This is a genomic window from Ectothiorhodospira shaposhnikovii (assembly GCF_022227765.1).
Lineage (GTDB): Bacteria > Pseudomonadota > Gammaproteobacteria > Ectothiorhodospirales > Ectothiorhodospiraceae > Ectothiorhodospira.
The window spans coordinates 224,635-248,680 of the sequence record NZ_JAJMLZ010000002.1 but is presented as its reverse complement, the minus strand read 5'-3'; the positions used below and the strand labels follow the sequence as shown (position 1 = coordinate 248,680).

Here is a 24,046-nt window from a genome sequence, read left to right as displayed (position 1 = left end):
TGTGTGGTGGTGCGGGTTGTCCGTTTAACGTCGGCACGGGAACCGCTGCATGGAGCTGTAGTTAACTTGAAAGATCAGATTGAGGTTTAGTCAATGTCTACCGGTACTGTTAAGTGGTTCAATGAAACGAAGGGTTTTGGCTTTATCGCCCCTGCAGACGGTGGTGCCGACGTGTTCGTGCATTACTCTGCCATCAACTCCGATGGCTTCAAGACCCTGGCTGAAGGCCAGAAGGTCAACTACCAGGTTCAGCAGGGTCCCAAGGGCCTGCAGGCCGTCAATGTGACCATCGACGCCTGAGTTCTGTCCCTGCTAGAGCTGGGATCCTTGCATGAGGGTCCCAGCTCTTTTTTTTTGGCCCGTCCGCTCGGTCTTTTCTCCAGCTATCCTCCGGGCCTGTACCGGCAGTCATCCGATGACACGCCTCTGATTTTCGCCGGACAGGGACGTTCTTCCCGTACCTTTGAACATCTCCCCGCAAAGTGCCGAGGGCGCTTCCCTGCGCCCTTGGTGTTCGCCATTCAGTGATCGTTGGCGGCACCAGGGCCATGGGCATGGCCGTGGTCCAGCTCTTCCGGGGTGGCGTCCCGTACCTCATGGATCTTCACCTGGAAATTCAGGGTGACGCCGGCCAGTGGATGATTGGCATCGATGACCACGTCGTCCCCGTCGATGGCGGTGATGGTGACCACCTGCATGCCGCCATTGTCACCGCCGGCATGGAACTGCATCCCCACCTCCAGCTCATCCACCCCCTGGAACTGACTGCGGTTGAGGGTGTGAACAAGGCTGTCGTCCCGCTCTCCATAGGCCTGTTCGGGGGCCACTTTCACTTCCAGTTCATCACCGGCCTGCTTTCCCTCCAAGGCCTTTTCCAGCCCGGGAATGATGTTGCTGGCACCGTGGAGATAGGCGAAAGGCGCCTGTTCGGATGACTGGTCGATCACGCGGCCTTCTTCGTCGGTAAGCGTGTACGCGATGCTGACTACCTTGTTGCTGCCGATCTGCATGAGGCCGATCCTCTGATTCTTTATGAATGAAGCGCCAGTCTAACGCGCCTGGCATGTATAGATCACCCGCGGAACACAAGAACTCCGTCAGTCCAGGTGCAATTGTCCCGACTCCACCCGCATGGCGCGTTCTCCCTGCAACCATTGCAGCAGGGTCTTGCCCGCCAGGCGGGCGCGCCAGCCCTTGAGCAGGGCGCAGTCGGCATTGCCGGCGACCAGGCTTTCCACATCCTTGCGGGTGGCGATGGCCGCCGGGCTGATATCGTTCAGCTGGGCCTGATGGCGCAGCAGTCCCATGGCCACGTCCGCCAAGGCCTCCTGGGCCGGTGACAGCTGGACCCGGGGCGGCAATACGGGCCATGCCTCTTGCGGGCAGGACAGGCCCGCGCGCACCAGATCCAGCAGGGTCTGGCTGTGCCGGCGCAGGGTCTGTTCCTGCAGGCCCCGGATGCGCTCCAGGTCTGCCGGGGTGGAGGGCTTGCGGCGAGCCAGATCCAGGATCACCTCGTCCTGCAGCAGCCAGCGGCGGGGCCGGTCCGCCCGCATGGCCTCCTGCTCGCGCCAGCGGGCCAGTTCCCGGGCGATCGCCAGCTGGATGCCGCGCAGGGTGTTGATGCCCTTCAGGCGGCGCCACATGGCGTCAGGAGCCGGCTCGTAGCCGGCCGGATCGGCGAGGCGCCGGAAATCCTCCTCCAGCCAGGTCAGGCGGCCACTGCGTTCCAGGGCGTCACGGATCCGGGGGTAGGCCTGGGCCAGATAGCGGACGTCATCCGCCGCATAGGCCAGTTGCTCGGGGTCCAGTGGACGGCGGGCCCAGTCGGTGCGGGAATGGCCCTTTTCCAGTTCCACCCCCAGCACGGCCTGGATCAGCTTGCCGTAACCGATCTGATCACCATGACCCAGCAGGGAGGCGGCCACCTGGGTATCGAATATCGGCGTGGGCACGGTACCGTCCCGGTGGTAGAAGATCTCCAGATCCTGTCCCGCGGCGTGCAGGACCTTGAGCAGGTCGGGCCGCCGGAGCAGCCTGTCGAGCGGGGCCAGGTCTTCCAGGGCCAACGGGTCGATGCAGGCCACCAGATCGGGGGTGGCGACCTGGATCAGGCAGAGTTGGGGATAGTAGGTCTTTTCGCGGATGAACTCCGTGTCCAGGGCAAGCCAGGAGCAGGACTCCAGGTCGCGGCAAAGGGCTTCGAGGGCCTCGGGGGTGTCGATAAAGCGTGCATGGTCCATGGATGGGTCACGGTCTCCTGCCGGAGGCGGGTCTTGGCTCCGGTCTGTGGGCTTGGCCTGGCGGGCCTTCGGGTCGATAGTATACCGTTGACACCATCACACTCCCTTCTGTTGCACAAGGATCCCACCCATGTCTTTGCATCGATGGTTGTTCCACTGCCTGTTGCTGATCGCCCTGATCTTGCCCTTGCCGGCTTGGTCCGGACAGCCGTGGCTGGCGCCCCATCTTCAGGATCACCCGCTGGTGGGGCAGCGCTGGTCCCATCATGATTCACTCGGTGATGACGGCGCGGACCTGATCGACGATCTGCGACGGGCGGATTTCCTGCTGCTGGGAGAAGTCCACGGCAATCCGGATCACCACCGCCTGCAGCTGACCCTGGTGGAGGCGATGACGGATCGCAAGCCGGCTCTGGTGTTCGAGATCTTCGACCTGGAGGATCAGCCGGCCATCGATGCCTATCGGGCCGAGGGAGGGCGTGACGCGGATGGGCTGGCGGAGCGGACCGGGGTGATGGGGCGGCAATGGCCCTGGGACGAGTACCGGGCGCTGGTGCAGCATGCCCTGAACCACGGGCTGCCGATCATCGCCGGGAATCTCTCCGGCAGTGCCGCCCTGGCGGTGGCCCGCGAGGGCTTCCAGGTGCTGGATGAGGCCCTGTCGGATCTGGGGTTGGACGCGCCGTTGCCCGATGAGGCCCTGTCGACCCTGACCCGACGCATCCTGGATGCACACTGTGGTTATCTGCCCGAGACCCGGGCGGCGGGCATGGTCAACGCCCAGCGCGCCCGGGATGCCTACATGGCCCGGCGCATGGCGGCCGTGACGGGGCGGCCGGCCATTCTCATTGCCGGCAGTGGTCATGTCCGGCTGGACCATGGGGTGCCCCTCTATCTGCATCGGCAGGCCCCGGAGCGGACGGTGCTGAGTCTTGCCTTTGTGGAGGTGAGGGAAGAGGCGGCGTCGATGGCCGACTATGCCTCCGCCACGCCCCAGGTCCATCACTGGGTCTGGTTCACGCCGAGGCTGCGCATCACCGATCCCTGTGATGACTTTCGTGAACAACTGGAGCGGATGCGGTCGGGTTGACCCGGGGCACTCAGGCCAGGCTCAGGCACCAGCGGCGACGTATCCGTCGCAGGAGTACGAAAATCAGCGGCCACAGCAGGATGCTGGCGGCCAGCGGGGCCCAGTACAGCCAGGTGCCCGGCGCATGTCCGGTGATGCCGTAGACCCATAGCACCATCAGCTTGAACAGGGCCAGCAGGGCGCCGACGGTGATGGCCTGCTGCCACAGGGGGTAGACCCGGATTCGCTGATGCAGGCGGATGCTGATCCAGGCGATCAGCGCCATGGCCAAGGCGTGCTGACCCAGCAGAGCACCCTTGGTCACGTCCAGCAGCAGGCCGAGGAGCCAGGCGGTACCCACGCCCACCCGTCGCGGCAGAGCCATGTTCCAGTAGATGACCGTCATGGCCACCCATTCCGGACGCCAGTGGATGGCCCAGTCCGGCAGCGGCAGGATGGTCAGCACAAAGGCTGCAAGGAGGGTCAGGGGGATGACCAACAGCAGGCCGCGGATTTTATCCATGGTCCTCCTCCGTGGCTGCCGGGGTGTCCGTGTCAGCGGGCGAGGTCGGCCCGTTCCGGCGCCCCCCGTCGGCCGGCCACAGCAGCAGCACCTCCCGGGAGCGGTCCAGTCTGGCCATCGGCCTCGCCTCCACCACGGCGAAGGGTTCGCCGGAAGGGCGTTCGACCCGGACGACCCGCGCCACCGGATAGTCGGCGGGGAAACGTCCGCCCAGCCCCGAGGTGCTGATGATGTCGCCGGGCTCGATGTCCTCGCTGGGGGGGATGAAGCGCAGCGACAGGCGTTCGGGGTTGCCGGTGCCGACCGCCAGTGTGCGCAGGCCGGTGCGGTTGACCTGGACGGGCAGGGCGTGGCTGGGATCGGAGATCAGCAGGGCGACACTGTGCAGGGCGTTGACTTCCAGGATCTGCCCCACCACGCCGGCGGCATTGATCAGGGGCTGGCCCGCGTAGACGCCGTGAAAATGCCCCTTGTTGACCAGAACCTGCTGTCGGAACGGGTCCAGATCCACGGACAGCAGTTCCGCGATCACCACTTCCTCCCGCAGGCGCGTGGAAGTGTCGAGCAGTTCCCGTAGCCGGGCATTCTCCGTTTCCAGGGCTTCGAAGCGCAGCAGCAGGCTGCGCATCCGGAACTGTTCTTCGCGCAGGGCGCGGTTTTCGGCGATCAGGGTCTGGTGGGTGGAGAACTGTTCCCGTATCCAGTCACCGGTCCGCACCGGCAGGTCCGCCAGATACTGCACGGGATACACCAGCAGGGCGAGGGTGGTCCTGGCCTGCTGCAGGTGGTCGTGGCGATGATCCAGGGTCATGATCACCAGGGACAGGATCACACACAGTGCCAGCCGAAAAGCGGGAGACGGCCCCAGGTTGAAGAGCGGCTGTTTGATAGCAGGCCCTCCTGCGGCAATGAATCCATGGGGTGCGACGGGACGGACCCGTCAGGGTCCGCCGGGTGAAGGGGGAGTGGCGGCGCCGGGTGTCGGGACTATTCGATGGACAGGAAATCGGCACCGTGTTCGTCCAGCATCTCCAGCACCTTGCCGCCGCCGCGGGCGACACAGGTGAGCGGGTCGTCGGCCACCACCACGGGTATGCCGGTCTCCTCCATCAGCAGGCGGTCCAGATCCCGCAGCAGGGCGCCGCCGCCGGTGAGCACGATGCCCCTTTCCGCCACGTCGGAACCCAGTTCCGGCGGGGTCTGTTCCAGGGCCGTGCGCACGGCACTGACGATACCGTGCAGGGGTTCCTGCAGGGATTCGAGGATCTCGTTGCTGTTGAGGGTGAATGCGCGGGGCACGCCCTCGGCCAGGTTGCGGCCCTTGACCTCGATTTCCAGCAGTTCCTTGCCCGGGTAGGCGGAGCCGATCTCGTGCTTGATGCGCTCGGCGGTGGCCTCGCCGATGAGGATGCCGTAGTTGCGACGCACATAGGAAATGATGGCGTCATCGAAGGTGTCCCCGCCGATGCGCACGGAGGCGGAATAGACAATGCCGTTGAGGGACAGCACGGCCACTTCGGAGGTCCCGCCGCCGATGTCCAGCACCATGGCGCCGCGAGCCTCGTCCACCGGGATCCCCGCGCCCACGGCGGCGGCCATGGGTTCTTCCATCAGGTAGACCTTGCGGGCACCGGCGCCGGCGGCGGACTCGCGGATGGCGCGTCGCTCCACCTGGGTGGCGCCGCAGGGCACGCACACCAGTACGCGCGGGCTGGGCCGGAACAGATGGTTGCTGTGCACCTTGCGGATGAAGTGCTGCAGCATCTTCTCGGTGGTGGTGAAGTCGGCGATGACGCCGTCCTTCATCGGGCGGATGGCCTGAATGTTCTCCGGCGTCCGACCGATCATCTTCTTGGCCGCCGAGCCCACCGCCTCGATGGAGCGGGGGCCGCCGGGACCACGGTCCTGACGGATGGCCACGACGGATGGCTCGTTGAGCACGATACCCTTGCCGCGCATGTAGATCAGCGTGTTGGCGGTACCAAGATCAATGGAGATGTCGTTGGAAAGGAGACCGAGTATGCGGCTGAGCATGATGGTTTTTGGGCGTCGCCTGCGAAAGGCGCTACTCTAGCAACCGGGGGAGGCTTTGGGCAAGGCATGGACTATGCTACTTTAATCGGCTTCACAATGAATATCGGACACATTCCGGAGCGCGCCATGTCCCTGTCACAAGAACAGGTCAAGAAGATCGCCCACCTGGCACGTCTGAACGTGCGGGAAGAGGACCTGGACACCTACGCCCGCACCCTGTCGGACATCCTTGACTTCGTGGAGCAGATGGAAGGCGTGGATACCGAGGGCGTGGAGCCGATGGCCCATCCCCTGGAACTGTCCCAGCGCCTGCGTGCCGACGCGCCCACCGAGCCGGACCGGCGGGCGCATTTCCAGCGTATCGCCCCGGCGGTGGAGGACGGCCTCTACCTGGTGCCCAGGGTCATAGAATGATCAGGGGTGGGTCGCCCGCCGCGGCCAGCCTGACCTGCACAACGGCCTTCAAACACGGAATTTCCCATGCACGACAAGACCCTCGCTGAACTTGCCGCCGCCCTCGGGGACGGCAAAGTGTCCAGTGTTGAACTCACCGAGCACTTTCTGCGGCGCATCGAATCCCTGGATAATCGTCTCAACAGCCTGATCACCGTCACCGCGGAGCAGGCCCTTGAGACGGCCCGGGCCGCCGACGCCGCCCGGGCCAGAGGCGAGGCCGGGCCGCTGACCGGCGTGCCCATCGTTCACAAGGACATCTTCTGCACCGAAGGCGTACGCACCTCCTGCGCCTCCCGCATGCTGGACAACTTCATCTCCCCCTACGATGCGGGGGTGGTGGAGCGCTTCAAGGCCGTCGGCTGCCCGGTGCTGGGCAAGACCAACATGGACGAGTTCGCCATGGGGTCTTCCAACGAGACCAGTTACTACGGTCCGGTGAACAATCCCTGGGACACCCAGCGGGTGCCCGGTGGCTCCTCCGGGGGTTCCGCCGCCGCGGTGGCGGCCCGCCTCGCCCCGGGGGCGACGGGGACCGATACCGGCGGCTCCATCCGCCAGCCGGCGGCCCTGACCGGTATTACCGGCCTCAAGCCCACCTACGGACGGGTCTCCCGCTGGGGCATGATCGCCTTTGCCTCCAGTCTGGACCAGGGCGGCCCCATGGCCCGTACCGCCGAGGACTGCGGCCTGATGCTCAACGTCATGGCCGGTTTCGACGAGCGGGATTCCACCAGCCTGGAGCGCCCGGCTGAAGACTTCAATGCCCGCCTCAATACCACCCTCAAGGGCCTGAGGATCGGCCTGCCGCGGGAGTTCTTCGGCGAGGGCATGGATCCGGGCGTGGCCCGGGTGATCGATGAGGCCATTGATTTCTACAAGAAGCTGGGGGCCGAGTTCGTCGAGGTGGCGTTGCCCCATTCCGGTCTGTCGGTGCCGGTTTACTATGTGGTGGCGCCGGCGGAGTGTTCCTCCAACCTGGCGCGTTTTGACGGCGTTCGCTACGGTTACCGCTGCGAGGACCCCAAGGACCTGATGGACCTCTACATGCGCTCCCGGGGGGAAGGCTTCGGACCCGAGGTGCAGCGCCGCATCATGGTGGGTACCTATGCCCTTTCGGCCGGGTATTTTGATGCCTATTACCTCAAGGCCCAGAAGATCCGCCGCCTGATCGCCGACGATTTTCGCCAGGCCTTCGAGCAGGTGGATGTGATCCTGGCGCCCACCACCCCGACCACGGCCTTCCGCCTGGGCGAGAAGACCGCCGACCCGGTGACCATGTACCTGTCGGACGTCTACACCATCGCGGTCAATCTGGCCGGACTGCCGGCCATGTCCCTGCCCGCCGGTTTTTCGGAGGGACTGCCCGTGGGCATGCAGTTGATCGGCAACTATTTCGACGAGGCTCGCCTGCTGGGAGTGGCTCACCAGTACCAGCTGGGCACCGAGTGGCATCAGATGGCCCCCGCGGGCTTTGAATAACTGTTTAGACCTGGGGTCTGATAATGATGGAATGGGAAACGGTCATCGGGCTGGAAATCCACGCCCAGCTGTCCACGAAATCCAAGATCTTTTCCGGCGCTTCCACCGCCTACGGCGCCGAGCCCAACACCCAGGCCTGCGCGGTGGACCTGGGGCTGCCCGGCGTGCTGCCGGTGCTGAACCGGGAAGCGGTGCGCATGGCCGTCAAGTTCGGCCTGGCCATCGGTGCGCCCATTGCGCCCCGCTCGATCTTCGCCCGCAAGAATTACTTCTATCCGGACCTGCCCAAGGGGTATCAGATCTCCCAGTATGAGCTGCCCGTGGTGGGGCGTGGGCAGGTGGAAATCGAGCTGGAAGACGGCGAGACCCGTACCATCGGTGTCACCCGGGCTCACCTGGAAGAAGACGCGGGCAAGAGTCTGCACGAGGATTACCACGGCATGACCGGGGTGGACCTGAACCGTGCCGGCACCCCCTTGCTGGAGATCGTCTCCGAGCCGGACATGCGCTCCGCCCGCGAAGCGGTGGCCTACATGAAGAAGATCCACGCCCTGGTGCGTTATCTGGAGATCTGTGACGGCAACATGCAGGAAGGCTCCTTCCGTTGCGACGCCAATGTGTCCGTGCGCCGCAAGGGTACCGAGAAGTTCGGCACCCGGACCGAGATCAAGAACCTCAACTCCTTCCGGTTCCTGGAGCGGGCCATTCACTTCGAGGTGGAGCGTCAGATCGACATCCTGGAAGGCGGTGGCGCGGTGGTGCAGGAGACCCGCCTGTTCGACCCGGACAAGGGTGAAACCCGCTCCATGCGTTCCAAGGAAGAGGCCAACGACTATCGCTATTTCCCGGATCCCGATCTGTTGCCCCTGGACATCGAGCCCGCCTTCATCGAACAGGTCCGGGGTTCCCTGCCGGAGCTGCCGGACGAGAAGAAGCACCGTTTCATGAACGATCACGGCCTGTCCGCCTATGATGCCGGCGTACTTACCGCCAGCCGGGAAATGGCTGAATACTTCGAACAGGTGGCGGTCGCAGTGGAAGGTCAGGCCAAGCTGGCGGCCAACTGGGTGATGGGGGATCTGACCGGCGCTCTCAACCGGGAAGGCCGGGAGATCACCGACAGCCCCGTCTCCGCCGAGGCCCTGGGGGGACTGCTGCGACGCATCCAGGACAACACCATCTCCGGCAAGATCGCCAAGGAGGTCTTCGAGGCCATGTGGGCCGGTGAAGGCGATGCGGATCAAGTGATCGAGCGCAAGGGGCTCAAGCAGATCACCGATACCGGTGCCATCGAGCAAGTGATCGATCAGGTGATTGCCGACAATCCTTCCCAGCTGGAGCAGTACCGCAGCGGCAAGGACAAGCTGTTCGGCTTCTTCGTCGGTCAGGTGATGAAGCGCACCGGCGGCAAAGCCAACCCCGCGCAGGTGAACGATCTGCTCAAGCAGAAGCTGTCCTGACGCCCCTCCCCCCTCATCCCCCCTTCCCGCAGACGGCGCAGCCCGGGTCCTTCCTCACCCGGATGCTGCGCCACTCCATCGCCAGGGCATCCAGCAGCAGCAGCCGCCCCCGCACCGTGGGCAGGCCCAGCAGTAGTTTCAGGGCCTCGGTGGCCTGTAGTGTCCCCATCACCCCCGGCAGGCTGGCCAGGACCCCGTTGCGGCTGCAGGTCTCGGCGGTCTCCTCGCCTTCTCCGTAGAGACAGTGGTAGCAGGGGCTGTCCGCGACCCGGGGCTCGAATACCGACAGCTGCCCCTCCAGCCGGATCACCGCCGCCGATACCAGGGGGGTGCCCGTGGCCACACAGGCCCGGTTGACCGCAAAGCGGGTGGCGAAGTTGTCGGAACAGTCCAGCACCACGTCCACATCGGCCATGGCCTGGGCCAGGGCATCCCCTGTCAGGGCCTGGTCGATGCAGGTCACCCGCACCAGGGGATTGATCCCGGCAATGGATTCCTCGGCCGAGGTCACCTTGGGCCGACCGATGCGGTCGGTACGATGGATGATCTGGCGCTGCAGGTTGGACAGATCCACCCGGTCGAAGTCCACCAGGGTGAGCCGGCCCACGCCGGCGGCGGCCAGGTACAGGGCCACGGGACTGCCCAGCCCCCCCAGGCCGATGATCAGGGCATGGGATTGCCCCAGCCGTTCCTGACCCTCGTAGCCCACCTGGGGCAACAGGATCTGGCGACTGTAGCGCAGCAGGATCGGGTCATCCATGACCGGCGGGTTCCCGGGCGCCGGCGTCCAGGCCATAGGCGGCTGCCTGCTGGTCCGCATGGTAGGAGGAGCGCACCATGGGGCCGCTGGCCACCTGAGAGAAGCCCAGCCCGTAGGCCACCTGGGCCAGACGCTCGAATTCCTCCGGGGTGACGAACCGGCTCACCGGCAGATGGTGCCGGGAAGGTTGCAGGTACTGGCCCAGGGTCAGCATCTCGCAGTCATGGTCCCTAAGGTCCCTGAGCGCGGCTTCCACTTCCGCCGACGTTTCACCCAGCCCCAGCATGAGTCCGGACTTGGTGGGGATGTCCGGGTGTCGGGCCTTGAAGGCCTTGAGCAGGGCCAGGGACCAGGCATAGTCGGCGCCGGGACGGGCCTGCCGATACAGTCGTGGAACGGTCTCCATGTTGTGGTTGAAGACGTCCGGCGGGGCCTGATCCAGGATCTCCAGGGCGATCTCCATACGACCGCGAAAGTCCGGCACCAGGATCTCGATGCGGATCTCGGGGCACAGGGCGCGGGTCTCGCGGATGCAGTCGACGAAATGGGCGGCGCCGCCATCCCGCAGGTCGTCCCGGTCCACCGAAGTGATGACCACGTAGCGCAGGCCCATGGCCCGCACCGTGCGGGCCAGGTTCACGGGTTCTTCCGGATCCAGGGGATTGGGGCGGCCGTGGGCCACGTCGCAAAAAGGACAACGCCGGGTGCAGATGTCACCCATGATGATGAAAGTGGCGGTGCCGTGGCCGAAACATTCCCCCAGATTGGGGCAGGCGGCTTCTTCGCAGACGGTATGCAAGTGACTGTCCCGCAGTACCCGCTTGAGGCGTTGAACTTCCGGGCTGCCCTGGGCCCGGGCGCGAATCCACGGCGGCTTGCGCTGGACTTGCACGGTGGGGGCCACCTTGACCGGGATGCGGGCCACCTTGTCGGCGGCGCGCAGCTTTTCACCCTGAACCGGGCGCTGGGGGGGATGACTCATGGCATATCCTGTAGGGCTGGGATGGGCGTGCGACTGACCAAGGTGCTCAGACCACTTTGATGCCCTTGAGGAAGTCCATGACCTCGCGGATTTCTTCCTCGGCCTCGCTGATGATGTTGATCTTCAAATCGTCGTCGGGTTCGGGGAGTCCCAGCTTTTCGTAGGCGGGTACCTGGTGATAACTCGGCGCATGGGTGTCGTTGCGGTCGTGGGCTCTGCGGTAGAGGTCGGCGACCAGCACCACGTCACAGTAATCCGGGGTGTTGTGGCCGTTGCGTTCCAGGTTGCCGCACTCCCGCACCACCTGACAGATATCGGGACCAAGCCCCCAGTAATTGATCACCAGTTCCCCCACCACCGGATGCAGTCGGGTGAGGATGCTGTCGATCTCGGTTTCCGGGATGTCGCTGTACCGGCGCCCGATATGGTCCAGCAGGGGGACCATGCCGACCTGATAGAGCAGCCCGGCAAGCATGGCATGTTCCGGATCGAAACGCTGACTGTGGCGGGCCAGTACGTAGCTCAGGGCGGAGACGTGCACGCTGCGGTCCCACAGTGTCCGCATGCGCTTTTTCAGGGCGGGTATGTCCGTGCTGAAGACCTGTTTCATGGCGATGCTGATCACCAACTGTCGGGTGACATCAAAACCCAGTCTGACAATGGCATCCCGCACGCTGCTGACCGGGCTTGCACCGCCGTAAAGGGCGCTGTTGGCGGCCTTGACCAGGCCGCCGGTCACGGCCAGGTCCATCTGGATGATCCGCGACAGCCGGTAGGCGTCCGCGTCGGAGGCGTTGATCGCGCCCTGAATCTTGACGGCCACTTCGGGCATGGCCGGCAGATCCAGGCGTCCGGTGACGATATGCTGGTAGATCCTGGCGAAAAGGGCGCTCTCGGTGGGGCTGAGAATGGTTTCCTGCACCTCGAAATTGGCATCCCGTTGCTGTTGGCTGAGGGACTCGTACATGTTGCGGTCAATGCACAGGATCTGTGCCGGGGTGGCGCATACGGCAAACTCCCGCAGGTTTTTCGCGCTGAACAGAGGGTGTTGCGCCCGCGGGCTGCCTGCCTCGATCAGTATCGGCTTGTCATTGGCCACGAAGGTGATGCGTCCGGCCAGGACGTAGAGCATCCAGCGGTTCTCTTCCGCGGCCGTGATCCGTGTGCCTGGTTTGAGGGTTCTCACGGTGGCCTTGCTGGCCAGACTGCCTCGGGACTGTTCGCCCAGTTCCTGCAGTGGCTGCAGGCCGGTCAGTGTATCTGCGGAGATGCTGTCAGCCATGGAGTATGTTCCTGAGGGCGGCGATTTCCTGTTCGGTTTCCTTGAGCAATCCCAGGCTCATGTCATCGTCGAGCGGGCCCAGATCCAGTTTCTGGAAGGCGGGAACCTGATCGAGGGGGGGCAATGCCGCGCCGGTGCCGGCATCCCGCCCGCTGAGCAGGCGTGACACGATCACCAGATCGCAGTAGTCGCCGGGATTCGGGTGTTCCCGCTGCCAGTTGCCCGCATGTTCCGCCACGCTCACCAGTTCAGGGTCCATGCCCCAGTAGTTCAGTACCATGACGCCGGTCATGCCGCGCAGCTTGGTGATGGTGTGTTCCAGTTGTTCATCATTGAGATGGATCTCGTGACGGTCCAGGTAGTTCAGGATCGGGATGGTGCCGATCTCGTGCATCAGGCCCGCCAACTGGGCCCGGTCCGGGTCGAAACCCTTGAGGTGTCTGCCCAGCACATAGGCGATCGCGGAGATGTCGACGCTGCGGTCCCACAGTTCGCGCATGTGTTGGCGGGTTTTGGGGGAGCGGGCCTGGAAGGCCTGCCGCATGGCAATGTTGAACGCCAGTTTCTGGGTGGCGTTGAACCCCAAGCGTATGACCGCGTCGCGGATGTTGTTGATGGGCTTGCCGGCCCGGAACAGGGGACTGTTGGTGGCGTGCATGATGGCGCCCGCCACCACCGGGTCGGTCTGGATCACCTGGGTGATCTCGCTGACCCCCACGTCCGGATCCTGGGCCATGCGCTGGATGCGCATGGCCACTTCGGGCATCGGCGGCAGCTCCAGGCGGCCATTGATGGTGGCCTGGTAGAGATCCCGGAAGATGGAGCTCTGGGTCTCGTCCACGTCCACGTCCACCACCTCGACGCCGGCCGTGCGCTCCCGGCTCAGCAGGGCCGTGAAGACCTGCCGGTTGACGCGCAGGAGAATGCAGTCGGTTTCCGCCACGGCAAACTCCCCCTGGTGACGGTCGGAGAACAGGGGCTGGCAGGCCCGCTCCATCCCGCCGCGCACCTCTTCGGGCACGCCGCGGGACACCAGGCTCAGGCGACCGGACAGCAGGTACACCAGATCCGCCGCGTCATGGCCGGGGCTGAGTTTGTTGCCGGCGCGCAGGACGCCCTTGCGCAGATGGATCCTGAGCTGGTTGCGCCCGGCTTCTGACAGCTCGTTGATGGGGACGAGATCCTCGAAGCGGGGGGCATCGATGCTGGCTGCCATGGTGACGTGATTCCTGATGGCGGATTGGATGCGGACCGGGCCGGTAGCCGCATTCAGCCGGCGGCCGCCAGGGCCTGGTCCAGGTCTGCAAGGATATCATCCACGTGCTCGATGCCAATGGAAAGCCTGACCATGTCCTCGGAAACGCCGGCTTTTTGCAGCTCTTCCGGCGACAGCTGACGATGGGTGGTGGTGGCTGGATGGCAGGCCAGGGTCTTCGTATCGCCGATGTTCACCAGACGCACGGCCAGGTTCAGGGCGTCGATGAAGCGGGCACCGGCCTCGCGGCCGCCCTTGATGCCGAAGGACAGGATGCTGGCGGCGCGGCCGTCCATGTATTTTTGCGCCAGGGCGTGATCGGGATGGTCTTCCAGGCCGGCAAAGCGCACCCAGCTCACGCCGGGGTGCGCCTTGAGGAATCGGGCCACCCGCAAGGCGTTCTCGCAGTGCCGGTCCATGCGCACCGCCAGGGTCTCGATGCCTTGCAGGATCAGGAAGCTGTTGAATGGGGACAGGGCGGCGCCCATGTTGCGCAGGGGGACCACCCGGGCGCGGCCGATATAGGCGGCGGCACCGAAGGCCTCGGTGTAGACCACGCCATGGTAGGACCGGTCCGGCTCGCACAGGCGGATGAAGCGATCCTTGTGTTCCGCCCAGGGGAAATTGCCCGAATCCACGATGGCCCCGGCCACGGTGGTGCCGTGTCCGCCCATGTACTTGGTGAGGGCATGCACCACGATGTCGGCACCGTGCTCGAAGGGGCGGCACAGGTAGGGGGTGGGCACGGTATTGTCCACGATCAGCGGCACGCCGTGGGCGTGGGCCATGTCCGCCAGAGCCCGCAGGTCCGCCACGTTGCCGGCCGGGTTGCCGACGGATTCGCAGAATACCGCCCGGGTGTTGTCGTCCATCAGGGCGCGCATGCCATCAATGTCGCCGGGGGCGGCGAAGCGGACCTCAATGCCGTAGCGGGGCAGGGTATGGGCGAACAAGTTGTAGGTGCCGCCGTAGAGGGTGCTGGTGGTGACGATGTTATGTCCCGCCTCGGCGATGGTCATGATGGCATAGGTGACGGCGGCCATGCCCGAGGCCAGGGCCAGGGCGCCCACGCCGCCTTCCAGGGCGGCCAGGCGTTTTTCCAGCACGTCGGTGGTGGGGTTCATGATGCGGGTGTAGATGTTGCCCGCCACCTTCAGGTCGAACAGGTCGGCCCCATGCTGGGTGTCGTCGAAGGCATAGGACGTGGTCTGGTAGATGGGCACCGCCACGGCCTTGGTGGTGGGGTCGGGGCTGAAGCCGGCGTGAATGGCCTGGGTCTCGAATTTCATGGGGGGGTTCCGTAAGTTTTTCGGCGGTCGATGAAAAATCAGGCGTTCGGGTGCTTTTGCGCCCATTCTTCCGGGGTCATGGGGCGAATGGACAGGGCGTGCAGGGCACCGCTGGTGATCTCCCGCCTGACGGTGGCGTTGACCCTCTGTTCCCGCTTGAGGCGGCTGAGTCCGGCGAAGGATTCGCAGATGACCACGGCCTCGAAATGGCCTTCCTGGCCGCTGACGGTGACTTGGGCGTCGGGCAGCCCGGCGGCGATGAGCGCTTGTACCTGTTCTGGGGTCATGATTTGATCAATGGCAATCCGTGGTTCGGGGCTTCTGATCATAACGGATCGGGAGTCGGGAGGTCATGGTGGTCCGCTGCTGTTCAGTGCTTCCCGAGCAGCGCCTTCAACTCCTTGTGCAGTTGTTCCGCCGCCGGCCGGGACTGTTCGAAAATGGTCTCGAAACGGTAGAACTCCAATACCCGCACATTGCTGATCTTTGGGCGGATCAGGATGTCCGGTCGGACCCGCCTGAGCTTTTCTTCCAGGATCGAGAACTGCATGATCTGGAAGGTGTTGAAGCTGTTGTCGAAGTAGGACGGGTTGCCGTTGCCCGCACCGTTGACGCCGCCGTTACCGTTATCGTGGTTCGGCTCCCGCGTGCCCAGCACGTCCACGGCGATGGTGATGTCGCAATCCTCCAGCAACAGATCATAGGGGACGGGGTTGGTGAGACCGCCGTCCACCAGCACCCTGTCGCCCACGGTGACCGGGCTGAACAGCCCGGGCATGGCCATGCTGCCCTGGACGGCGGGCCAGAGATCACCGCTGTCGAACACCGCCATGCGCCGTTCCCAGAAGTCGGTGGCCACCACCTGCAGGGGGATCTGGAGTTCCTCGAAACGACCCACGCCGGCGATATCCTTAAGGAACTTGATGAAGGCGTCCGACTTCATCAGCCCGCCCTTGGCGCCGAAGGGCTCCAGGAACTTGATCCAGCGAGTCCATTCCCGGTTCAGCAGGGACTCGAACCAGGATTCGTCGTGGGCCACGGTGAGGGTGTCGATGGCATCATGGATATCCCGGGACGACAGGCCCGCCGCGTAGAGCGCCCCCATGATGGCGCCGATGCTGGAACCGGCGATGCGGTGCGGGACCACGCCCAGTTCCTCCAGCACTTCGAAGATGAGCACATGGGACAGGCCCCGGGCGCCGCCGCTGCCCAGCGCCAGTCCGACGCGGGGTGTCCGGCCCGCGGCGGCCGGACCGGGCAGACCGGCAAGGGCGGGCACGAGGGTGGCGGCCATCAGGGCCTTGAGGGCGCGACGCCGACCGGGATCGAGGGCGGTCATGGGCGAGGTCTCCTTTTCTGTAGAATGCCGTGTTGATCATACCGTGTCCGGAGGCCGCTGCCGAAGCCGTCGTGCTGCCGGTCGTCGGCCCGATGATTTGCCAAGTCCGTGGAGAGAAGCGTGGCCCTGGAACTGTTGCTGATGCCGCCTGCAAGCCCCCTGCTGCTCGTACTGGCGGGGGTGTTGTTCCGGCGGACGTGGATGGGGCGGACCCTGGTGGTGCTGGGCCTGCTGTTACTTTATCTGGCCTCGCTGCCGATGGTGTCCCATGCGCTCACCGGTGCCCTTGAAGACCGGGCCCGTGCCGTGCAGGCCGCACCGGATGAGGCCGGTGCTGTCGTCATCCTGGCCGGTGGAAGGCGCGCGGATGCCCCGGAATACGGCGGCGACACGGTGAACCACTTTTCCCTGGAGCGGGCCAGGTATGGTGCCTGGGTGCATCGACAGACCGGTCTGCCGATCCTGGTCAGCGGTGGACGGGTGGGGGGGGAAGAACCCCTGAGCGAGGCGGAGCTGATACAGCAGGTGCTCACCGGGGAATGGGGCGTGCCCGTGCAATGGGTGGAGGATCGAAGCCGTAATACCTGTGAAAACGCCCTGTTCAGTGCCGAACTGCTGCTGGCCGAAGGCATCGGGCATGCCGTCCTTGTCACCCACGCGGTGCATGTGCCCCGGGCGCGCTGGTGCTTCGAGCAGACCGGGTTGACCGTATCCGCCATGCCGACCTATTCCCGCCGCCCGGACCCGCGGTCGACGGAGGGGTTCGACGGACGGGGCCTGATTCCCCAGGCGGCTGCCCTGGAACGCACCCGCTTTGCCCTGCACGAGTATCTGGGCATGGTCTGGTACCGGTTCAGGTATCGCTGAGCCTCGGTTTCAATCGTCCTCACCCGTCGAGAACTCCCCGGACTGCACCGCGCTGACCAGCCGGTGCACCAGATCCCGCCAGGCCACCTGGCGGGTGAAGCCGACCACCTGGATTCGGGGCAGTCCCGACCCCTGGACGATGAAATACCCTCCCATGGGCGCCGGTGCCACCCCGCTCATCTCGCATACATCCCCGCGCAGGCGGCAGGACAGGCCCAGTTGGCGGTAGGAGAAGGACTCGAAGAAGCGCAGGAAGCCGGTGCCCAGCGCCCCACCCACGCCGCCGCCCAGACTCACCAGATTATCCACCGCCCGTTGGCTGATGCGACGCCGGAAATGACCCTCCAGGGGGGTGTGGAGGGCGGCATCGAAACGGACCGGCTCCCAGTTCACCAGCACCAGGTCATGCACGTGGCCCTGCAGTCGCCCCTCGATCCTGCCGAAGGCAAAGGTGCCGGTGATGGCGGCCAGATCCAGGTGGTTGATGTCCAGGTCGCCGGAGAGCACCGGTGCCACGCCGAACGGGTCCCGCAGGCGCAGGTTGCGCATCATGATCAGGCCGTCGAAGGCATGGATCAGCAGTCGTCCGCCGACGCTCAGTTCGCCCCCCTGGTAGCGCACCCGGGGGATGACCCCGGCCAGGGTGCCGGTGAACAGGGGGCGGTCCACCGCGGCGGCCAGCAGTTCCATGGCAATGGGGGTGATCCGGCCATCGAATTCCATCACCGGGTCATCGGTGGAGAGGGCCTGCGCCTTAAGTGTCTCCACTTCCAGCGCGCCGTCCAGGATCGGAATCCGGGCCGGTTCCAGCAGTCGCAGGCCGTCCTGTTCCAGTTGCAGTCGCAGGCGGGTATTGCCCAGGGGGATGCGATAGACGTGTCCGCCCACAAAGCCCAGGCTGCTGGTGGGTGGGATCTGTGCCGCGCTCCACAGGAAGCGACCGTCCAGGCCGTAGAGGCCCAGGCGTCCCAGTCGGTCGTCCAGGTAGACGTCCACGGCGGTCAGTGCCGCCTGGGACAGCTCGCCCTCCCGGACCTGCAGCCGGGCCGAGACCAGTCCCAGGGTTTCCAGGTCTTCCAGCACCGTGCCGTGGAGAAAGGGTTGGAGAAAGGTTTCGTACAGGACCGGCAGACGCCCCCGGCTCAGGATCAGGTCGGCCTCCCGCAGGGGTGGATCCCGCCGGGTGTCCAGATGCAGCCTGCCCACCACCTGCAGGGCCTCCCCCCAGGTCAGATCCAGCTGCTCCACCCGCAGTTCGCCACGTTGCGGTGAGCCGTTGAAAGTCAGTCCCACCCGGCCGGGGGCCTCGGGCGAGGACTCGGCATAGACCGGGTGGATGTAGCTGCCTCCCTCGGACCAGGTCAGATCCAGCCGGCCCCGCCAGCCACCGGCCTGCTGTCGGGCTTCCATGGCCAGGTCCATGGCCAGGTCTTCTCCCGCCAGGGTGCCGTCGGCGGCGCTGAAGGCGCCGGAGCGCCAGGACAGTCGGGATGAAAGATGCCCCAGGCCGTCGTCACCACCGGTGGCCTGCAGGTGGCCGGATAGGGCGCCCTGCAGCATAAGGTCGTCCAGGGGAATATCTGGTGCGGGCGAGGACAGGTCCGCGAGCAGACCCGGCAACTCCGCCACGGGCAGGGCCTGCAGGGTTGCCGTCGCCTGCCAGTGTCCCGGACCCAGCAAGAGGCGTACTCGAAGCCCGTCCATCCGTTCCAGTTCAAGGGCCAGATCCAGATCCAGCCGACCGTCCAGGCGCAGGGCCATGCGGCCCGTGCCGCTGCCATATCCCAATGCCGGGTGTCGCCATGTGACCTGCAATTGCGGGCAATCCAGGGTGATGTTGTCCAGCCCGCCTCCCCGGCACTGCAGCCGGACCTGCCGCAGTGCCCCCAGGGGTTCCGGGAGCCGGAGTCGTTCCACCTGGAGATCCAGGGTGTCCCGCTGCCCCAGGCTCAGGTCCAGGCTGACGCCTGCCATGGACCAGCCGTCGCCCTGAATGTCCCCGATGCCCAGGCGCAGACCGTCCAGGGCCAGGGCCGGGCCGGCCAGTCCCGCGGCCAGCAGGATCAGGGTTGAAAGGAGGAGGCGTCGCAAGGTGTTTGAGAGGTCCGCGTGTCCATGTACCGTACCACCAGACCCAGGTGGTAATCCCCCTCGGGCAGGGGGATCCGGACCCGGTAGCCCGCGCCCGGCGCCTCCGCCATTGCCTCTCCCGCAAGGCTGAACAGGGCTTCCAGGACCAGTTCGCGGCTGCCCGCCGGGGTCATCACCTCCAAACGATCTCCCACCGCAAACTTGTTCTTTACCTCGATCTCCGCCAGCTCGGTGTCGGGATCAAAGCCCAGGATCTCTCCCACGAACAGCTGGCGGGCGGATTCCGAGTGTCCCCGTTCATAATTCTGTGCGGTGCGGTCCTTGTTGCGGGTGAGGAAGCCGTCGGTATAGCCCCGGTTGGCCAGCCCCTCCAGGTGATCCAGCAGTCGCGGATCGAAGTCCCGGCCCGCCGCTGCATCGTCGATGGCACGGCGATACACCTGGGTGGCGCGGGCGGCGTAGTAGTGGGATTTGGTCCGGCCCTCGATCTTCAGCGCGTCCACCCCGATCTCCGTCAGTCGCCGCACATGCTCCACCGCCCGCAGGTCCATGGAATTGAGAATGTAGGTGCCGTGCTCATCCTCCTCCACCGGCATGAGCTGTCCGGGCCGTTCCCCTTCCTCCAGCAGGAATGCCTCGTTCGCCCGTGGATGACGTCCCCCGGCGGCTTCCTCCATCGGCAGCAGGTCGCCGGTGTCATCGGCCCGGGCGGGGTGCAGGCGGTAGCGCCAGCGGCAGGAATTGGTGCAGGCCCCCTGGTTGGCATCCCGGTGATTGAAGTAGCCCGACAGCAGGCAGCGCCCGGAATAGGCGATGCACATGGCCCCGTGCACCATCACTTCCAGTTCCGTGTCCGGGCAGTCCTGACGGATCCTGCTGATCTCCTCCAGGGACAGCTCCCGGGACAGGATCACCCGGGATAGGCCCAGCCCCCGCCAGAAGCGTACCGAGGCCTGGTTCACCGTATTGGCCTGCACCGACAGGTGCACCGGGATCTGCGGCCAGGTTTCACGGACCATCAGGATCAGGCCCGGATCCGACATGATCAGCGCATCCGGTGCCAGGGCCACCACCGGGGTCAGATCCTTGAGGAAGGTCTGCACCTTGGTGGGATGGGCGGCAATATTGGCGGCCAGGAAAAATCGGCGGCCCGCGGCGTGGGTGGCCTCGATCCCGGTCTGCAGTCGTTCCAGGGTGGAAAAGTCGTTGTTGCGCACCCGCAGGGAGTAGCGGGGCAGGCCGGCATACACCGCATCGGCGCCGTAGGCCAAGGCGTAGCGCAGGTTCTTCAGGGTGCCGGCGGGGGCGAGGAGTTCGGGGGTTTTCATGGGGGAAATGATACTTCAGTTGCGGCCGTGACGTGGGCGCGCTCCACGGCAAACCCTTCATCGGCAGGGGGATTCAGCCTTCTCTGATCCCATGGTGTAGAATCCCAGGATTGCACTATGAATCCCCCCAATGAAATTCCCCGAGGAAGGCTTGATGTCCCAGGTGTCCCGCTTGCAGGTTGAAACGGCTCTCAAGGAGATCCAGGATCCCTACATGGACAAGGACCTGATGTCCACCAAGGCCGTCAAGGATATCCAGGTGGATGGCGACAAGGTCGGCATCCGGCTGACCCTGGGCTATGCCGCCGCCGGCTGGCACGATGCGCTGCGCCGGGCGGTGACCGAGCGGGTGGGACGCATCCCGGGCGTCGCCGCGGTGGAGGTGCAGGTGGAGACTCGCATCGTCTCCCACGCGGTACAGAAGAATCTCAAACCCCTTCAGGGGATCAAGAACATCATCGCGGTGGCCTCCGGCAAGGGCGGGGTGGGCAAGTCCACCACCGCCGTCAACCTGGCCCTGGCCCTGGCGGGGGAGGGGGCCAGCGTGGGCATCCTGGATGCCGACATCTATGGTCCCAGCCAGCCCCGCATGCTGGGCATCTCCGGCAAGCCGGAGACCCGCGACGGCAAGACCATGGAGCCGATGGAAAACCACGGCATCCAGGCCATGTCCATCGGTTTTCTCATCGATGAGGATACCCCCATGATCTGGCGTGGCCCCATGGTCACCCAGGCCCTGGAGCAGCTGTTGCGGGACACCAACTGGAAGGCGCTGGATTATCTGGTCATCGACCTGCCACCGGGTACCGGCGACACTCAGCTTACCCTGGCCCAGAAGATTCCGGTGAGCGGTGCCGTCATCGTCACCACCCCCCAGGACATCGCCCTGCTGGATGCCCGCAAGGGTCTGAAGATGTTCGAGAAGGTGGACGTGCCGGTGCTGGGGGTGGTGGAGAACATGAGCATCCACATCTGTTCCAACTGCGGTCACGAGGAATACATCTTCGGCCAGGGCGGCGGCGAGCGCATGGCCCGGGACTACGGCGTGGAGTTCCTCGGCGCCCTGCCGCTGGATATCCATATCCGTGAACAGGCCGACGGTGGTCGCCCCACCGTGATTGCCCAGCCCGATAGCCGCATCGCAGAGATCTACCGGGAGATCGCCCGCCGCACCGCCGCGCGCCTGGCCGCCCAGGCCCGGGACTACAGCGCCAAGTTCCCCAACATCGTCATCCAGTAAAGGCAGGTCGTTTCATGTCGATCAAATCGGACAAGTGGATCCGCCGCATGGCGGCGCAGGGCATGATCGATCCCTTCGAGCCGGGGCAAATGAGGTACGCCGGGGAGGAGCGCATCATCTCCTACGGCACCTCCAGTTACGGCTATGACGTGCGCTGTGCCGACGAATTCAAGGTGTTCACCAACATCAACTCCACCATCGTGGACCCCAAGTCCTTCGACGAACGCAGTTTCGTGGACGTCAAATCGGATGTCTGCATCATCCCCCCCAACTCCTTCGCCCTGGCGCGGACGGTGGAGTATTTCCGGATTCCCCGCAATGTACTGACCATCTGTCTGGGCAAGAGCACCTATGCCCGCTGCGGCATCATTGTGAATGTAACCCCCCTGGAGCCGGAGTGGGAGGGGCATGTGACCCTGGAGTTTTCCAATACCACCCCCCTGCCGGCGCGGATCTATGCCAATGAAGGAGTGGCGCAGATGTTGTTCCTGGAGTCCGACGAGGTCTGCGAGACTTCCTACAAGGATCGGGGCGGCAAGTATCAGGGGCAACGGGGCGTGACATTGCCCAAGACCTGAGCGGCCCCGGCCGCGCATGGCGGGGTTGGCCTGCGGCACCGGCCAAGACTGATTCCAGAACATGACAGCGACCGCCAATTCATGTTTAATGGCGGTTTTCCCGGCGAGCCCACGCCGCGGTTTCGGGCGTCGGGTCGCGGCCCCGACCCCGGGCCGCAAGCCAAGAGGTAGCTTGAAGATGCAGCAACAGACGGCCGACCACCACGCAGACCCCGTGGTGGGCTACAGCCTACACAACCGCCGTTACCTGAACGTCACCAACCGTTGCACCCTGCGCTGCGCCTTCTGCCCCAAGTTCAACAAGACCTGGGAGGTGCAGGGATACCCCCTGCGGCTGTATCGGGAACCCACGGTGGAACAGATGCTCGACGCGGTGGGCGATCCGAAGGATTACGAAGCCGTGGTGTTCTGCGGCCTGGGCGAGCCCACCCTGCGCCTGGACGCCGTCCTGAGCGTGGCCCGGCAGCTCAAGGCCCGAGGCGCCCCCGCCATTCGCATCAATACCGACGGCCTGGCCAGTCTGGTCCACGGCCGGGATGTGACCCCGGAGATGGCCGGCTGCATCGATGCCCTGTCCGTTTCCCTCAATGCCCAGGATGCCTTCACCTACGAGCGGCACTGTCGGCCCAAACTGCCCGGTGCCTATCCGGCCCTGCTGGACTTCGTGCGTGCCGCCCGTGTCCATGTGCCCGAGGTCACCGTCACCGCCGTCGACGGCCTTCCGGGGGTGGACATCACCGCCTGCGAAGCCATGGCCCGGGAACTGGGGGTGGGGTTTCGTCGTCGGGTTCTGGATCAGGTGGGCTGACGATGTCCACGCTCACCGACCGCGTCAACACCCTGGGCAGCCACCTGCGGGCACGGTACGGCCAGCGGGTGCACAAGCTCACCGTGAGCGCCGGATTCATCTGCCCCAACATGGACGGCACCAAGGGCCGCGGCGGTTGCAGCTTCTGCAACAACGCCAGTTTTGCCCCCCAGGGGCAGGACGGCGGTGCCGTGCGCCGGCAGCTGGACGAGGGCAGGGCCGTGGTGGCCCGGCGCACCGGCGCCCGCCTGCATCTGGCCTATTTTCAGGCCTATACCAACACCTACGCCGAGGTCACCCGTCTCAAGGCCCTCTATGATGCCGCCCTGGAGCAGCCGGGGGTGGTGGGGCTGTCCATCGGTACCCGCCCCGACTGCGTGCCCGACGAGGTGCTGGACCTGCTGGTTTCCTACCAGGAACAGGGCCATACCTTGTGGCTGGAGTTGGGCCTGCAGTCCGCCTTCGACGAGACCCTGGGCCGGGTCAACCGGGGGCACGGCTTTGCCGAATACCAGGACGCCGTCCGGCGTGCCCGCGGTCGGGGTCTGTCCGTTTGCACTCACCTGATCATCGGTCTGCCCGGCGAGACTCCCTGGCATCAGCGGGAAACCCTGGCCCGGGTCTTGAATGAAGGCACCGATGGCCTCAAGCTTCATCCCCTGCATGTGGTCCGGGGCACCCGCCTGTCCCGCCAGTGGCGCGCCGGCGAATACCGGCCCTGGACCCTGAACGAATATGTGAACACGGCGGTGGACATGATCGAGATGACCCCGCCCGAGGTGGTGTTCCATCGCCTGACCGCCACGGCGCGCAAGCCCCTGCTGCTGGCACCGGACTGGTGCGGCAGCAAGTGGACGGTGATCAACGCCATCGAACAGGAGCTGACACGGCGGGGGACCCGGCAGGGTGCGCGTCCCCTGCATTCAGACAGTCACCTTCCAGGAACCCAGGAGAGTTGTTGAT

Annotated in this window: 24 protein-coding genes; 10 read left to right on the top strand and 14 right to left on the bottom strand. The window is 65.3% G+C overall.

All coding sequences use genetic code 11. The features are described from left to right. Positions 1-93 precede the first annotated feature (93 nt). Positions 94-300: a transcription antiterminator/RNA stability regulator CspE gene (gene cspE / locus LQD11_RS03745; protein ID WP_008932428.1), complete on the top strand. Its 207-nt coding sequence runs from the start codon at positions 94-96 to the stop codon at positions 298-300. A gap of 221 nt (positions 301-521) precedes the next feature. On the opposite strand, the gene LQD11_RS03740 is transcribed toward cspE, so the two are convergent. Both LQD11_RS03740 and rnd read right to left on the bottom strand, forming a co-directional pair. Continuing rightward, entirely contained in the window at positions 522-1,010 is a 489-nt protein-coding gene (locus LQD11_RS03740; RefSeq protein ID WP_008932429.1) for an FKBP-type peptidyl-prolyl cis-trans isomerase, read from the bottom strand. An 87-nt stretch (positions 1,011-1,097) separates the two neighbouring features. After that, a complete protein-coding gene (gene rnd, locus LQD11_RS03735; protein WP_238616324.1) occupies positions 1,098-2,243 on the bottom strand; it encodes a ribonuclease D in 1,146 nt (381 codons plus the stop codon). A 130-nt stretch (positions 2,244-2,373) separates the two neighbouring features. Here rnd and LQD11_RS03730 point away from each other — a divergent pair, with 130 nt between their 5' ends. Next, positions 2,374-3,333, top strand: coding sequence for a ChaN family lipoprotein (locus tag LQD11_RS03730; protein WP_238616323.1), 960 nt, complete (start codon positions 2,374-2,376; stop codon positions 3,331-3,333). A gap of 10 nt (positions 3,334-3,343) precedes the next feature. On the opposite strand, the gene mreD is transcribed toward LQD11_RS03730, so the two are convergent. From mreD to LQD11_RS03715, 3 genes are all read right to left on the bottom strand, one after another. Beyond that, positions 3,344-3,835, bottom strand: a complete 492-nt coding sequence (gene mreD, locus LQD11_RS03725) for a rod shape-determining protein MreD (protein WP_238616322.1) — start codon at positions 3,833-3,835, stop codon at positions 3,344-3,346. Then, positions 3,828-4,703 carry a rod shape-determining protein MreC gene (gene mreC / locus LQD11_RS03720; RefSeq protein ID WP_276315660.1) on the bottom strand — a complete coding sequence of 292 codons (876 nt, stop codon included), beginning with the start codon at positions 4,701-4,703 and terminating at the stop codon, positions 3,828-3,830. Before mreC ends, mreD begins: the two co-directional genes overlap by 8 nt. Before the next feature lie 119 nt (positions 4,704-4,822). Then, a complete protein-coding gene (locus tag LQD11_RS03715) occupies positions 4,823-5,869 on the bottom strand; it encodes a rod shape-determining protein (RefSeq protein WP_238616320.1) in 1,047 nt (348 codons plus the stop codon). A 126-nt stretch (positions 5,870-5,995) separates the two neighbouring features. Here LQD11_RS03715 and gatC point away from each other — a divergent pair, with 126 nt between their 5' ends. The 3 genes from gatC (at position 5,996) to gatB (ending at position 9,264) form a co-directional block, all read left to right on the top strand. Continuing rightward, positions 5,996-6,283, top strand: coding sequence for an Asp-tRNA(Asn)/Glu-tRNA(Gln) amidotransferase subunit GatC (gatC, locus tag LQD11_RS03710; protein ID WP_008932435.1), 288 nt, complete (start codon positions 5,996-5,998; stop codon positions 6,281-6,283). A 66-nt stretch (positions 6,284-6,349) separates the two neighbouring features. Then, positions 6,350-7,804 carry an Asp-tRNA(Asn)/Glu-tRNA(Gln) amidotransferase subunit GatA gene (gene gatA, locus LQD11_RS03705; RefSeq protein ID WP_238616319.1) on the top strand — a complete coding sequence of 485 codons (1,455 nt, stop codon included), beginning with the start codon at positions 6,350-6,352 and terminating at the stop codon, positions 7,802-7,804. 26 nt (positions 7,805-7,830) lie between these two features. Then, positions 7,831-9,264, top strand: coding sequence for an Asp-tRNA(Asn)/Glu-tRNA(Gln) amidotransferase subunit GatB (gene gatB, locus LQD11_RS03700; protein WP_238616519.1), 1,434 nt, complete (start codon positions 7,831-7,833; stop codon positions 9,262-9,264). A 13-nt stretch (positions 9,265-9,277) separates the two neighbouring features. On the opposite strand, the gene LQD11_RS03695 is transcribed toward gatB, so the two are convergent. From LQD11_RS03695 to LQD11_RS03665, 7 genes are all read right to left on the bottom strand, one after another. Further along, on the bottom strand, positions 9,278-10,024 hold the full coding sequence (locus tag LQD11_RS03695) for a HesA/MoeB/ThiF family protein (protein ID WP_238616318.1): 747 nt from the start codon (positions 10,022-10,024) through the stop codon (positions 9,278-9,280). Then, complete coding sequence (gene lipA, locus LQD11_RS03690; RefSeq protein WP_238616317.1) at positions 10,017-11,006, bottom strand: lipoyl synthase; 990 nt, start codon at positions 11,004-11,006, stop codon at positions 10,017-10,019. The genes LQD11_RS03695 and lipA overlap by 8 nt, the downstream gene beginning before the upstream one ends. Positions 11,007-11,052: 46 nt before the next feature. Further along, positions 11,053-12,288 carry an HDOD domain-containing protein gene (locus LQD11_RS03685; RefSeq protein ID WP_238616316.1) on the bottom strand — a complete coding sequence of 412 codons (1,236 nt, stop codon included), beginning with the start codon at positions 12,286-12,288 and terminating at the stop codon, positions 11,053-11,055. Further along, the gene (locus LQD11_RS03680; RefSeq protein WP_238616315.1) at positions 12,281-13,504 is read right to left on the bottom strand and encodes an HDOD domain-containing protein; all 1,224 of its coding nucleotides are present in this window, start codon (positions 13,502-13,504) and stop codon (positions 12,281-12,283) included. Before LQD11_RS03680 ends, LQD11_RS03685 begins: the two co-directional genes overlap by 8 nt. A gap of 53 nt (positions 13,505-13,557) precedes the next feature. Beyond that, positions 13,558-14,832 (bottom strand): bifunctional O-acetylhomoserine aminocarboxypropyltransferase/cysteine synthase, encoded by a 1,275-nt coding sequence (locus tag LQD11_RS03675; protein ID WP_238616314.1) that lies wholly within the window; start codon positions 14,830-14,832, stop codon positions 13,558-13,560. A gap of 38 nt (positions 14,833-14,870) precedes the next feature. Further along, positions 14,871-15,119 (bottom strand): BolA family protein, encoded by a 249-nt coding sequence (locus LQD11_RS03670; RefSeq protein ID WP_040405667.1) that lies wholly within the window; start codon positions 15,117-15,119, stop codon positions 14,871-14,873. 83 nt (positions 15,120-15,202) lie between these two features. After that, positions 15,203-16,171: a patatin-like phospholipase family protein gene (locus LQD11_RS03665; RefSeq protein WP_238616313.1), complete on the bottom strand. Its 969-nt coding sequence runs from the start codon at positions 16,169-16,171 to the stop codon at positions 15,203-15,205. Positions 16,172-16,291: 120 nt separating this feature from the next. Between LQD11_RS03665 and LQD11_RS03660 the strand changes: the two genes are divergently transcribed. Next, positions 16,292-17,038 carry a YdcF family protein gene (locus LQD11_RS03660; protein ID WP_238616312.1) on the top strand — a complete coding sequence of 249 codons (747 nt, stop codon included), beginning with the start codon at positions 16,292-16,294 and terminating at the stop codon, positions 17,036-17,038. A gap of 9 nt (positions 17,039-17,047) precedes the next feature. Here the strand turns inward: LQD11_RS03660 and LQD11_RS03655 are convergent, their stop codons facing one another. Together LQD11_RS03655 and trhP are read right to left on the bottom strand one after the other, a co-directional pair. Next, positions 17,048-19,129, bottom strand: coding sequence for a hypothetical protein (locus tag LQD11_RS03655; protein ID WP_238616310.1), 2,082 nt, complete (start codon positions 19,127-19,129; stop codon positions 17,048-17,050). After that, positions 19,102-20,457, bottom strand: coding sequence for a prephenate-dependent tRNA uridine(34) hydroxylase TrhP (gene trhP, locus LQD11_RS03650; RefSeq protein WP_238616309.1), 1,356 nt, complete (start codon positions 20,455-20,457; stop codon positions 19,102-19,104). The genes LQD11_RS03655 and trhP overlap by 28 nt, the downstream gene beginning before the upstream one ends. Before the next feature lie 154 nt (positions 20,458-20,611). Between trhP and apbC the strand changes: the two genes are divergently transcribed. From apbC to mnmL, 4 genes are all read left to right on the top strand, one after another. Continuing rightward, positions 20,612-21,697 (top strand): iron-sulfur cluster carrier protein ApbC, encoded by a 1,086-nt coding sequence (apbC, locus tag LQD11_RS03645; RefSeq protein ID WP_238616308.1) that lies wholly within the window; start codon positions 20,612-20,614, stop codon positions 21,695-21,697. A gap of 14 nt (positions 21,698-21,711) precedes the next feature. Beyond that, positions 21,712-22,275: a dCTP deaminase gene (gene dcd, locus LQD11_RS03640; RefSeq protein ID WP_238616307.1), complete on the top strand. Its 564-nt coding sequence runs from the start codon at positions 21,712-21,714 to the stop codon at positions 22,273-22,275. 178 nt (positions 22,276-22,453) lie between these two features. Continuing rightward, a complete protein-coding gene (locus LQD11_RS03635; RefSeq protein ID WP_238616306.1) occupies positions 22,454-23,083 on the top strand; it encodes a TatD family nuclease-associated radical SAM protein in 630 nt (209 codons plus the stop codon). Between the two features lie 2 nt (positions 23,084-23,085). Then, positions 23,086-24,045: a tRNA modification radical SAM protein MnmL/YtqA gene (mnmL, locus tag LQD11_RS03630; RefSeq protein ID WP_008932451.1), complete on the top strand. Its 960-nt coding sequence runs from the start codon at positions 23,086-23,088 to the stop codon at positions 24,043-24,045. Position 24,046 lies beyond the last annotated feature (1 nt).

What these genes read in the sequence shown, in the direction of transcription:
- cspE (WP_008932428.1), top strand. Translation starts at nt 94, where the DNA reads ATGTCTACCGGTACTGTTAAGTGGTTCAATGAAACGAAGGGTTTTGGC.
- LQD11_RS03740 (WP_008932429.1), bottom strand. Translation starts at nt 1,010, where the DNA reads ATGCAGATCGGCAGCAACAAGGTAGTCAGCATCGCGTACACGCTTACC.
- rnd (WP_238616324.1), bottom strand. Translation starts at nt 2,243, where the DNA reads ATGGACCATGCACGCTTTATCGACACCCCCGAGGCCCTCGAAGCCCTT.
- LQD11_RS03730 (WP_238616323.1), top strand. Translation starts at nt 2,374, where the DNA reads ATGTCTTTGCATCGATGGTTGTTCCACTGCCTGTTGCTGATCGCCCTG.
- mreD (WP_238616322.1), bottom strand. Translation starts at nt 3,835, where the DNA reads ATGGATAAAATCCGCGGCCTGCTGTTGGTCATCCCCCTGACCCTCCTT.
- LQD11_RS03715 (WP_238616320.1), bottom strand. Translation starts at nt 5,869, where the DNA reads ATGCTCAGCCGCATACTCGGTCTCCTTTCCAACGACATCTCCATTGAT.
- gatC (WP_008932435.1), top strand. Translation starts at nt 5,996, where the DNA reads ATGTCCCTGTCACAAGAACAGGTCAAGAAGATCGCCCACCTGGCACGT.
- gatA (WP_238616319.1), top strand. Translation starts at nt 6,350, where the DNA reads ATGCACGACAAGACCCTCGCTGAACTTGCCGCCGCCCTCGGGGACGGC.
- gatB (WP_238616519.1), top strand. Translation starts at nt 7,831, where the DNA reads ATGGAATGGGAAACGGTCATCGGGCTGGAAATCCACGCCCAGCTGTCC.
- LQD11_RS03695 (WP_238616318.1), bottom strand. Translation starts at nt 10,024, where the DNA reads ATGGATGACCCGATCCTGCTGCGCTACAGTCGCCAGATCCTGTTGCCC.
- lipA (WP_238616317.1), bottom strand. Translation starts at nt 11,006, where the DNA reads ATGAGTCATCCCCCCCAGCGCCCGGTTCAGGGTGAAAAGCTGCGCGCC.
- LQD11_RS03685 (WP_238616316.1), bottom strand. Translation starts at nt 12,288, where the DNA reads ATGGCTGACAGCATCTCCGCAGATACACTGACCGGCCTGCAGCCACTG.
- LQD11_RS03680 (WP_238616315.1), bottom strand. Translation starts at nt 13,504, where the DNA reads ATGGCAGCCAGCATCGATGCCCCCCGCTTCGAGGATCTCGTCCCCATC.
- LQD11_RS03675 (WP_238616314.1), bottom strand. Translation starts at nt 14,832, where the DNA reads ATGAAATTCGAGACCCAGGCCATTCACGCCGGCTTCAGCCCCGACCCC.
- LQD11_RS03670 (WP_040405667.1), bottom strand. Translation starts at nt 15,119, where the DNA reads ATGACCCCAGAACAGGTACAAGCGCTCATCGCCGCCGGGCTGCCCGAC.
- LQD11_RS03665 (WP_238616313.1), bottom strand. Translation starts at nt 16,171, where the DNA reads ATGACCGCCCTCGATCCCGGTCGGCGTCGCGCCCTCAAGGCCCTGATG.
- trhP (WP_238616309.1), bottom strand. Translation starts at nt 20,457, where the DNA reads ATGAAAACCCCCGAACTCCTCGCCCCCGCCGGCACCCTGAAGAACCTG.
- apbC (WP_238616308.1), top strand. Translation starts at nt 20,612, where the DNA reads ATGTCCCAGGTGTCCCGCTTGCAGGTTGAAACGGCTCTCAAGGAGATC.
- dcd (WP_238616307.1), top strand. Translation starts at nt 21,712, where the DNA reads ATGTCGATCAAATCGGACAAGTGGATCCGCCGCATGGCGGCGCAGGGC.
- LQD11_RS03635 (WP_238616306.1), top strand. Translation starts at nt 22,454, where the DNA reads ATGCAGCAACAGACGGCCGACCACCACGCAGACCCCGTGGTGGGCTAC.
- mnmL (WP_008932451.1), top strand. Translation starts at nt 23,086, where the DNA reads ATGTCCACGCTCACCGACCGCGTCAACACCCTGGGCAGCCACCTGCGG.